Annotated in this window: 8 protein-coding genes; 2 read left to right on the forward strand and 6 right to left on the reverse strand. The window is 44.3% G+C overall.

Features of this window, described 5'->3' with window-relative positions; all coding sequences use genetic code 11:
* Position 1: 1 nt before the first annotated feature.
* Positions 2 to 646, reverse strand: coding sequence for a YybH family protein (locus tag ACE1CD_RS06900; RefSeq protein WP_374822668.1), 645 nt, complete (start codon positions 644 to 646; stop codon positions 2 to 4).
* A gap of 154 nt (positions 647 to 800) precedes the next feature.
* Between ACE1CD_RS06900 and ACE1CD_RS06905 the strand changes: the two genes are divergently transcribed.
* Positions 801 to 2,003, forward strand: a complete 1,203-nt coding sequence (locus ACE1CD_RS06905) for a bifunctional sterol desaturase/short chain dehydrogenase (RefSeq protein ID WP_374822671.1) — start codon at positions 801 to 803, stop codon at positions 2,001 to 2,003.
* 246 nt (positions 2,004 to 2,249) lie between these two features.
* On the opposite strand, the gene ACE1CD_RS06910 is transcribed toward ACE1CD_RS06905, so the two are convergent.
* Positions 2,250 to 3,119 (reverse strand): DUF4435 domain-containing protein, encoded by an 870-nt coding sequence (locus ACE1CD_RS06910; RefSeq protein WP_374795359.1) that lies wholly within the window; start codon positions 3,117 to 3,119, stop codon positions 2,250 to 2,252.
* The gene (locus ACE1CD_RS06915) at positions 3,116 to 4,474 is read right to left on the reverse strand and encodes an AAA family ATPase (protein WP_374795358.1); all 1,359 of its coding nucleotides are present in this window, start codon (positions 4,472 to 4,474) and stop codon (positions 3,116 to 3,118) included. Before ACE1CD_RS06915 ends, ACE1CD_RS06910 begins: the two co-directional genes overlap by 4 nt.
* A gap of 115 nt (positions 4,475 to 4,589) precedes the next feature.
* Here ACE1CD_RS06915 and ACE1CD_RS06920 point away from each other — a divergent pair, with 115 nt between their 5' ends.
* Positions 4,590 to 4,772, forward strand: coding sequence for a hypothetical protein (locus ACE1CD_RS06920; RefSeq protein ID WP_374795357.1), 183 nt, complete (start codon positions 4,590 to 4,592; stop codon positions 4,770 to 4,772).
* Between the two features lie 88 nt (positions 4,773 to 4,860).
* Here the strand turns inward: ACE1CD_RS06920 and ACE1CD_RS06925 are convergent, their stop codons facing one another.
* From ACE1CD_RS06925 to ACE1CD_RS06935, 3 genes are all read right to left on the reverse strand, one after another.
* Positions 4,861 to 6,357: an ATP-binding protein gene (locus ACE1CD_RS06925; protein ID WP_374822674.1), complete on the reverse strand. Its 1,497-nt coding sequence runs from the start codon at positions 6,355 to 6,357 to the stop codon at positions 4,861 to 4,863.
* A 236-nt stretch (positions 6,358 to 6,593) separates the two neighbouring features.
* Positions 6,594 to 7,376, reverse strand: a complete 783-nt coding sequence (locus tag ACE1CD_RS06930) for an intradiol ring-cleavage dioxygenase (protein ID WP_374822677.1) — start codon at positions 7,374 to 7,376, stop codon at positions 6,594 to 6,596.
* Positions 7,377 to 7,645: 269 nt separating this feature from the next.
* Positions 7,646 to 9,925, reverse strand: coding sequence for a GAF domain-containing protein (locus tag ACE1CD_RS06935; protein WP_374822680.1), 2,280 nt, complete (start codon positions 9,923 to 9,925; stop codon positions 7,646 to 7,648).
* Between the last annotated feature and the right edge of the window lie 227 nt (positions 9,926 to 10,152).

Below are 10,152 nucleotides of genomic sequence, written 5' to 3' on the forward strand. Positions count from 1 at the left end.
TTTACTGGCTATCCTTTTCGGTTGGTTGTTTGCGCCACCGACGCCACAGCAGCATTGCAATTGACCCCAACAGGAAGCCGCCTACGCCTGCTGCGATCGCAATAACGCGACCTATGCGCTGTGTACCGTTCAGTACCGGATTATCCAGTAAGTTGGCAGAAAAATGCAGCGATTGGATCGTCCATTTGCTCTGAAACTTTTGCAGGACTGCTGTCCACCGCATCGCCATCGTAGCCTGATTGCCATCCCGGAAAGAAAAAGTTGCGATCGCATCTCCGTAAGAAATCGCCGTCTCCGGCGAAAGGAACCTTCTGGGATCGTCCACCTTAACTTCCATTGCGATTTTTTCGATCGAACTGGAAAACTGTTGATTCCAGTACTTCTCAAAATCCTGCACCTTATGGAAAACGCGGTTATCGACCGTTGTAATCGTGAAAGTTGGATGTAAGTAAGGCTCAATTTTGGAAAAATCGCGAGAATTGAGCGCTTGCACAGCCATCTCCCGCGTGCGAATAATCGCATTGAAGTCCTGTTGGCTGACATCTGCCAGAGCGCATTGCGGCAAATTCCAAATTGCCAGCACGAGCAAAATGCTCCAAAGTAGCTGCGTGCATTTATATCGGCTTGTCCGTCTCTGTTTGGTCATGTTGGGTTATTTTTTCGCTTACCATCCGCGATCGCGATCGCTTTGAAGATTCGCAATTTATTAGAGATACACCACTACTTGCTATACATTACGTTACATTTAGCGATAATTGATGGAAATACGATCGTAAACTGGCTAGGTTTCAAACTGCTATATGGACTTCAAACTGGTATACAGTCAAATATTCATCCAATTACTCCTGGGACTCGTCTCTGTCATCTTTGCGGAACTGGTGCGGGATGTCTACCACCTCGCAGGGCATTACTGGAAACCATTACAGAGCTACCATACCCTGCACCACAAAGCTTATCGTCGCGATTTGAGCATGACGAGCTTAGAAATGTACAAGAAAGCGCAGTGGTACAACGATGTGCCCGAAGCCCTCGTCATGGTGGGGTCAACGGCGCTAGTCGCAGGACTGGCTCAGAACTATGGAATGTGGCTCGGCTGTCTCTATTCTCTGATGTTCCTGATTCCTGCGATCGCTCGTTCCCAAGGGCTTCTCCTCCAGACCGATTTAACCCATAAACCTGGGGATTTGGTAGAAATTCCGTCGCGATGGACTGTGAATCGTACTTATCATTGGCGACACCATTTCGATCAAGGCAATGCCTACTTTTGCGGTTACTTTACCGTAGTAGACAAGGTATTGGGAACGAGTTTATCTCTCAAGGGAAAAGTGGTGGCAATTACCGGAGCCTCCGGCACTCTGGGACAGGCGTTGATTGAGGAATTGTCGCTCCAAGGAGCTAAGGTAGTCGCCTTAACTACTACCAAAGACGCACAGTTTAAGCCGGGAATTGAAGTTTTGCACTGGCAGTTAGGGGCTGAGACAGACTTGATGACCCGTCTGAAAAACGTCGATATTTTGATCGTTAACCACGGCGTAAATGTGTACGGCGATCGCTCCCCGGAAGCCATCCAAAAGTCTTATGAAATCAACACTTTTTCCGCGCTGAAGTTAGCAGAATTATTTCTGAGTACCGTTACAGAATCAGACCACAAAGCTATCAAAGAACTCTGGTTTAACACCTCCGAAGCAGAAGTGAATCCGGCTTTAAGTCCGTTGTACGAATTGTCAAAAAGAACTCTGGGAGACTTGATTACTCTGCGTCGCCTCGATGCTCCCTGCATTATCCGCAAGTTGATACTAGGGCCATTTAAGAGTCAGCTAAATCCGTATGGTGTCATGTCTGCCCGATGGGTCTCTTGGGCGATCGTAGCTCTGGCAAAGCGGGATTTTCGGAACATTATTGTTACGATTAATCCCATTACTTATATTGCCTTTCCGATTAAGGAGTTTTTCCAGTCCCTTTATTTCCGCTTGTTTACATCCGCGCACACTCAAGTTAAGTAGGACTTACGCATTTTATCGCCTCATCCACTACAGATGTAGAGTCAATTCATGAATTGACTCTACATCCAGTGGCAAAAGCGCTTGCTTGCGTAGTCCTGTTAAGTAGGGTGACAGCCGACGGGGAAAAATGGGCTCTCCCCTATAAGGCGTGATAACTTTAACTAATCTATTTGTAGGTTGGGTAGGGCGATAATGGCAATATTGAAGCGGTATATTGAGTCAGGTAAGTGCCATCGTGATGCGGAACTATAGGTCATTCCGAAAAACTTTAAATGGCTGATTGTTGGCTTCCCATGAGTGAACAGACAAGTAAATCTGCGTCTTGCAAAAATAAGTTACCTCATAAGCAAGCCGTAAATTACGCTCAAGACTGTTCGGCTCAACATCAGAAGTTTTAGCAGAGCCAATTGCCTTACGTAAGCCAAGAGACAATATTTCTACTAAGTCGTGACCACAACAGATCTGCCAAGGATCGTGGTCACTACTTTTTTGTATCATTAGCCGTTGTTGTAAATACTCGCTGTCTAAAGCAAAGGCTTGCGATTTATTTTTTACCTCTTGAATGAGTTTTAATTGGTCAATTTTTAGGGTTGGTTCGTTGATGAAGCTACTAAACTTGATTCCCTCAAAAGCTAAATTTAACCCATCAATTTGAGAAACCCAACGAAGATAACCAATCGGCATTCCATTTTCAAGCAGTGCTGTTCTAATATCTTGACCAAACCTAGCTGTTTTCTCCTCCGACCCAAACTCAGCAATCACTTTGTCAAGGGCAGGTGAATTGAGCAGCATAGTTTCCAGATCGTGGGTGTCTGTCCGAAAAAGATTAGGACTACTATGCAAAGGAACTTCTAGATGATCGAAATCTGCATCAACAATAGCAAAAATTCCCTGAAATTTTTCTTTTTCTAAAATATTCATTACTTCGATCGCCCAAAGTTTGCTGGATGGTTTTCTGCCTGGATAACAAATTAATTGACACTCTGATTGGTCAACAAAACGTTCATAGAAAGTTTTATCTGAGCTACCTTCAACTAATAAAAAAGTTCCAGAAAATGTCTCACGTCGTAGTCGAATTGCGTTAGCATCACGAGCAACTGAAAGGTGTTCCCTCATTTTTCCGATCCCTTCAGTTCCACAGTCAAATCCCAGCGGTCTTGAATGATGTCTGGAGAGTGCGTAGCCATTAAAACATCTAAATCTGCAAGCTTTATGATTTCTTGCAAATCCTTCAGAAACTGAACTTGCCATCCCACATGAAGTGATAATTCAGGTTCATCAATCAAAACTAGAGAATTAGGCTGAACCTTAAACAGTAGTTCATAGAGAAGAACCAACTCATGCTGTTCACCAGATGACAAGTCTGTTGGAGAAAGAGTGTCTCTATTAGAGGGAGAAGGATGATAAAGTGTTTTAAAGATAAATCCTTTTTCCTTGTTGAAATTCATCTCTTTGTAAGAATAAGCAAACTTACTATTGACAATCCTCCTTAAAAGGTCAATCTTGCTTGCAATTTCGCTGAAGACACCAAGCTTCTTTTCTACATCTCCAACATACACGGACAATATCTTCTTAGTGCTTCCATCTATAGCTTGTGGCTGAATTTGAAAATCCGAGTTATCATCTTTATCTAACAAACCTACCTCTATAAGACGAGAGCGTGTCTTTTCAAGTTCATTTAGTTGAGAACGAAGTTGTTCATCTGTTAACTCAGTGGCTGGCTGTTGTTGTACTACTCTTGCAGGAAACGTCCTATCAAGAGATTGAGATGTTGTACCATACTCAGCAAGCTTAGATTGAATGAGTTGTGCAATTTCCTCAGAGTAGGCAGAGACAGTTGGTAACATTGAAGGTGTCCCAGAATATAGCCTTGTAGAACGACTGGGAACAAAGTTTAATAAACGCTGTGATTCTATTAGGCGAACATGAATATCATTTTTCAATTTCTCTAGCCATTCAGGCTCTTCTCGTAGTTTTACTTTCGAGGGCAAAACATCTTCAAATCGATCTATGACTTCGTTTAAAGAAAGAGTTTCACCAGTGTAAATATGTCGCCAAAAATTAGCTCCTACCCGACGAATTTCAGGTATTATGTCATCTAAAATATCTACTTGAAAATCAATATTTTGAGGGCTTTTGGTCGTTTTTAACGCAAAAGAAACTTTCTCATAACCAGATTCGTAAAAATCGAAACTTATATGTTCTATTGTCTTCGGTTTTTCCGGGTTATCAGAATTTTTTACTACTTCAACTCTACTACCAGTATCGAATTCAACTCGGAATTTGACAAATGGGATAGTCCGAAATACTGAGTATCGAGAGTTGAAGAATCCATTTAACATTCTCAGCATTGCTGTTTTTCCAAACCCATTAGGGCCATGAATAATTGTGATTCTCTCATCCATATTTAATGGAATTATATGGTTAAAAATTCCAAATAAACCATCGACAGATATTTGCTGAATTTGCATGGTTTCCGATTTCCACAGCCACAGGCTTCCTAGTTTCCATTGTAACCTCTAAATGTCCAAAAAGGGCATAACCCTTGTCCGCTATACGTTTTGGTGCTTTGACCGGGGAAAAGATATGAGGTATGAGCATCCGCCGCATAACAACCCTAATGCACCCGACCGCCTAGCCTGCCTCGTTTCTAGGTTAAGTAATATCTCTCAATTAGCTGCTAATCTTTTGGTTATGGGCGATCGCACTGCTAGCCTGGTAAATGCTCTGGAAGTAGGGACAGAGCCGCAATCAGCAGAAACAATATAGCTGTTCCGGTTTCCAGCATGGCAACAAATTGAACCTTAGTAGTGCAATACCACTTTTGCTGCCAAAGAATAATCCCAAATTTAATCATTTAAAGCAAAAGTGCCATGATATTACAACCGATGTAACCGATCGCCAAAGGAGATCGATCGCTCAGAAGCAACAAGATTTGGCGGAGGTTTTCTGGAAGAGTCGCCCCATGCACGCGCCACAATCTTTCGCGCAGTTGGTTTAAAATGCGATCGCCTGCAATGTCATCGGTACCGGGTCGCACTAACCAATGGGTTCGCAATATCTTAAAATGACGAATATCGTTGTTCCGCACAGCGCGATCGATTTCTAGTGCAGCGCGTTCGACCAACTCATCCGTGACTATTTTCATTACCAGCGGTTGCAAGGTAAAGGAGGATTCCTCTGCATTAAACCATTTTTCCAGTAACGATCGCCTGTCTAAATTTGCCATTGCTGCCAAAACTGCTGCTGGATCGACTGAGATGAGAAAATGGGTTGGCAATCGGCAGAAAGAAACTGGCTCTTGCCAAATCGCCAACCAATAAAGAATTTCTCGCTCTAAGTCCGAAAGTTGCTCGAATTGCTGTTTGAGGATTGTTTGCAGACGCTCGCTAATTACTAAAGTGTTTTGATTGAGAAATGCGGCGATATTCCCGCCGAAGACAGACTGAATTAACGGTGTGACAAGTTTAATGGCTAAGGGGTTGCCGCGATACAGTTTAATTAAGGCAGATAAGCCGAGTTCTTTGCCTGTAAATCCTCTCGATCGCAATAGTTCGACAGCATCTGTTTTTGGCAAACCTTGTAGATTCAAACAGCGAACTGTTTTTGTATTAATTGCGATCGATTTCGGTTGTTCGCAACTGGTAATGAGAATGCAGCTTTGATGGCGATCGCGACTTAATTTATCTAATAATTGATTATATTCAGCCGCGTATTCTTGCTTGGACAAAACTGCTGACAACCCATCGAGGATCAGCAGATAGGGACGTTGTTGCAGGTGGTGTAGAAGTTGCGCTATACCTTGTTGAAGATCGCCAACGACACTGGGAGCGATCGCATTCAAAATGCTGTCCAGCAGGGATATCGGAGATGGAGAAGACTGAAGCGATCGCCAAATGCAACGAGCGAATTTTGACTGAATGCGGTCTGCTAAAGCAAGCGCTAATGCTGTTTTGCCAATGCCGGCAATGCCAACAATTGCGATTAACTTGCCGCGATTTGTTATAATCCACTGCTCTAGCTGTTCTAATTCGCGATCGCGTCCGTAAAAACTTTCGACATCCGGTGCTTCGTTCCAATCTATATCGGGTGTATTTATGTCTGAAATAGGTTCAAAGTTGAAATCGGGAGAATCGGCGATCGCCTCCCAATTGCTAATCCCAACCGCTTGACAAATGGCGATAAAAATGTCTCGCCCAATGCGATCGCCCTGCCAAAATCGGCGTAAAGTAGCTCTAGAGGTATGAGCGTCTTGCCACCAACGAGCCGTACTGGTTTTCGTCCAACCGCGACGCTGACGCGCTTTGTCTACGATCGCCAGTCCTTCCGTCGATGCCGAAAGCGAATTTGACATAGCTAGGGGCTAGGGGCTAGGGGCTAGGGGCTAGGGGCTAGGGGAAGAAGGGATTAGGAGCGAGGGTTTCAGGAATTAAGATGCCTTAACTTAGATCTTGCACCTGGCATAGAAACCGGGTTTCTTGCAAATAGCTAAACTTGAAAACCTATATTTTTCGTGAAGAAACCCGGTTTCTCAGGTCTTGTTGAGAATGGTGCAAGATCTGAGTTAACCGCCTTCACTGTTGCTATATCTCAATTTTGGCTTGTTTGCAGCCCAATATCGAAAGTTGCTGCGTAACCTTGACCGGTTTTGGTGAGTGCGAGCAATAATTGCTCTCCACCTTCTACGAAAATCTCGTCTTTTGCGTTCTTGTCGGTGCGCTCTCCCTTGCCGGCGTATGGTGCTTGTTTCAATATTCGATCGGTGAGCGCGTCATCAAAATACAGCTGTGAGGTAAACTCGTGACTCTGCGCTGATGTTGCAGGAGTGCGTATTTTGAAGTGAATGTGGACTGTTCTGCTGGGATACCAACCGGGATAAATGGTTGCGAATTGAACGGTTCCATTTGCGTTTGTCACTTGATACCCGCGCAGGAACTTTTTGCCTGTGGTATTGTAACTCGGATCTACCACGTCGGAATAGATGCCCTGCGCGTCACATTGCCAAATATCTACCATCGCACCTGCAAGTGGTACGCAGCTAGTACCGCTAACTTGAGAAACGCGAATTGTCAGTTGAAGCGGTACGCCTGGTTTCACCGAACCATCTGAGGGATCGGATCGGATATCGGAACGATTGAGCTTTTCGTCTACAAAATATGGCCCTTCGGTTTGTTGCGGTTTGACAATACACTTGGGCGATGTTGCGGAATTTGCCATAGATAATCCTTCGGCGGGTTGACTCGATCGCGACTGCATGGAGATAGATTTTCTCGGTATCGAGATCGCAACCATTGCAGCTGCGCCTGCTCTAAATAGAGCGAGTACCTGTCTTCGATTGAGAAATCGACTCATTTGATGAGAGTTATTTTTCATCTTATCTATCTCCAGTAAGATCGCATTTCTATTAAACTCATTCATCGATGACTGTTGGCATCGCGTTTGAATGACAGTTTTGTAATTTGAACAGAGAATTTTGAGATGGAGTTGCGATCGCTCTCCAGGAACAGACGCACAATTAACTGAGTTAGGCGCACGCACGATTGCCGCTGTTGTGCAACAGTCACAAGAATAGTCGATCGCAGCTAGCGATCGCCTCAGCTATAAGGAGGAAAACTCAAGCTCAACCGATAAAGGAAAAGCGATTATTTCCCTTCATACATTATTGGTAATTCAACTAAGAAGGTCGTATGTCTCGATTCGCTTTCAACTTGGATCGAGCCTCCCAAATAACTTACCAGTTTATCTACAAGTGCCAGTCCCAGTCCCGTGCCGCCATGTTTCCAGGGGTCATTGCTGGGAATGCGGTAGAATTTATCAAAAATGCGGTGCATTTCGTGACGTGGAATTTCGATGCCAGAATTGCTCACCCTTAACTGAATCTTGTCCGAGTTAATGCGAACGCCTACTGTAATTTTTCCCTTGGCTGGGGTGTACTTACAAGCATTGTTGAGCAATTCTGTGAGGATACGCTTGAGACTGAATGGATCGGAAGCCAGGGGAGGCAGTTGCCGAGGGATGTCAATTTCTAAAATTTGTTGCTGGTTGTGGATGAGATGTTCAAAGGGTTCGACAACATGAGGAATCCAGTCTTGTAAATGAATTATTCTTCTGTCAAGCAGGAGAGTTCCGGCGTTGAGTTGCTGCAATTCCAGTAAATCGTTGATTAAATTAATTTCTCGCTCGCACTCATCATTCAAAAGATGAAAGTAACGAGCGGCTGTATTATTTTTATGGGTATTTTCTAGTTCCGGATCGAATCCGCATTCCTGATTCATCGTAACTTCCAACATTTGAATTGCCATCTTCATGTTGGATACTGGTGTTTTTAATTCGTGGGAGACGGTATTGAGGAAGTCGTCTTTGAGGCGGCTGAGTTTTTCTAGTTCTTCGACTTGAGCTTGTGCTGCTTGGTAAAGTCGAGCTTGTCGAATAGCGATCGCGCATTGATTGGCTACCTGCTGCACCAATCTAATTTCTAATTCATTAAACACATATTCTTTCGGCTTTAACAACCACAAATCCCCCAGCACGCCTTGATTATCTAAAATCGGACAAGCCAGCACAGCAACGCGATGCTGAACTTGCGGTATCGAGTGGGAAGCTATTTCGCAAAATTGCAGATACTGACCTTGCAGAAGCTGAGAGTAAATGCCAGGAAAATCAGCCATTTGCAGGACGCAATTGCGATCCGATGGCGATGTAATTGCATATTCCGAGCAAATGCTAGAAGTAGCTTTTTCGAGATTGTATAGTGCCGTACAGCAATAATCTGCTTTCAATCCCAGCGCTAATTCTTGCACTGCTGTTTGTAAAATGTGGCTCTCATCGAGGGTATCGCGCACTTTGTCGGTAATGCGTTTGAGCATTGCTTCCAAATTGAGCGCTTGCTGCAACAGATCTGTACGTTCCTGTACTTGTTTCTCTAGGTCGGTATTGAGCCGTGCCAGGTGTTGATATAATTCTGATTGTTGGATGGCAATTGCTACCTGAGTTGCTAATTGCTTGAGCAGGTCTATTTCTAAGTTCTGCCAATGTCGTGGGCCGCTACACTGATGGGCAATCAACAGCCCCCACAATTGGGAATTTTGTGTGGAATTTTCTAATTGAGAATTCAAAACTAAGAATTCGGAATTATCTTGCAAAATGGGTACTACTAAATGAGCCCTGACTTGAAATCCAGCTAGCAAGTCGAGCAAAGATTGAGGGAGTCCCAATGTGTATATATCGGCTTTAGCTTGAATGCGGTTTTGTTGGTAAGCAGGGATATAATTTTTTCCCAAGTACGGATAGGCAATTTTTTTTCCTAAAATTGGTATCCAACGATCGCCTACCGATTCCACTACTATGCTACCGTGACCGTCGCAGTCGTAGCGATAAATCAGCACGCGATCGGCTTGCAGAAATTCCCTCACTTCCGCTACTGTTGTATTGAGTATTTTCTCCAAGTTCAAAGATTGACGGATGCGCTGCGCTATCTTATCGATCAGTCGCTCTCTTTCCGTTTGCTGTCGCAATTCTTGTTCGGCGCGAGAAGCTTCTAGCAAACGACGCACCCGCTGACGCAGTACCGCCCAATGGATGGGCTTGGTAATATAATCGATCGCACCTGCCTCAAAAGCTCGGTCTACTGACTCTTCATCTTCCAGCGCCGTGATTGTCAAGATGGGAATGCGATCGCCTCCGGGAAGGGAACGGATTAGCTTACAGCAGGTAAAGCCATCCATCACCGGCATCATACCATCTACCAGCACTATATCCGGTTTTAAGCAAGTATAGGCTGCTAATCCCTCTTCTCCGTCCACAGCTTCTGCCACTTGGTAACCTTCTTGTTCCATCGCTCGGCGAAGCTGAATTCGCATTAACCTATCGTCGTCGATGACGAGGATGAGGGTTGAATGTTTCGGTGAATCGGAGATATTCATACTTGATTTGGCTGGGGTGCTTCTCCCGTACTTATGATAGAAAACGCGGTTTTTTGGGCATCTGGTATGGGGCATGGGGCATGGGGCAGAGAAATGCCTTACTAATTTTTACTTATCACCTTATGTACGCGAGAGTCAAACTCATTATTGACGACTACTATATAATCTACATTCAGTATGCCCGTGCCGATCGAGTAATTTTCACCTTGTTGACAAAAATATTCATC

The sequence above is a fragment of the Aerosakkonema sp. BLCC-F183 genome, from assembly GCF_041929145.1.
GTDB lineage: Bacteria > Cyanobacteriota > Cyanobacteriia > Cyanobacteriales > Aerosakkonemataceae > Aerosakkonema.

Excerpts from the sequence above, each read along its gene's own strand:
- ACE1CD_RS06925 (WP_374822674.1), bottom strand. The coding sequence starts at position 6,357 with ATGTCAAATTCGCTTTCGGCATCGACGGAAGGACTGGCGATCGTAGAC.
- ACE1CD_RS06910 (WP_374795359.1), bottom strand. The coding sequence starts at position 3,119 with ATGAGGGAACACCTTTCAGTTGCTCGTGATGCTAACGCAATTCGACTA.
- ACE1CD_RS06930 (WP_374822677.1), bottom strand. The coding sequence starts at position 7,376 with ATGAAAAATAACTCTCATCAAATGAGTCGATTTCTCAATCGAAGACAG.
- ACE1CD_RS06935 (WP_374822680.1), bottom strand. The coding sequence starts at position 9,925 with ATGAATATCTCCGATTCACCGAAACATTCAACCCTCATCCTCGTCATC.
- ACE1CD_RS06905 (WP_374822671.1), top strand. The coding sequence starts at position 801 with ATGGACTTCAAACTGGTATACAGTCAAATATTCATCCAATTACTCCTG.
- ACE1CD_RS06920 (WP_374795357.1), top strand. The coding sequence starts at position 4,590 with ATGAGGTATGAGCATCCGCCGCATAACAACCCTAATGCACCCGACCGC.
- ACE1CD_RS06900 (WP_374822668.1), bottom strand. The coding sequence starts at position 646 with ATGACCAAACAGAGACGGACAAGCCGATATAAATGCACGCAGCTACTT.
- ACE1CD_RS06915 (WP_374795358.1), bottom strand. The coding sequence starts at position 4,474 with ATGCAAATTCAGCAAATATCTGTCGATGGTTTATTTGGAATTTTTAAC.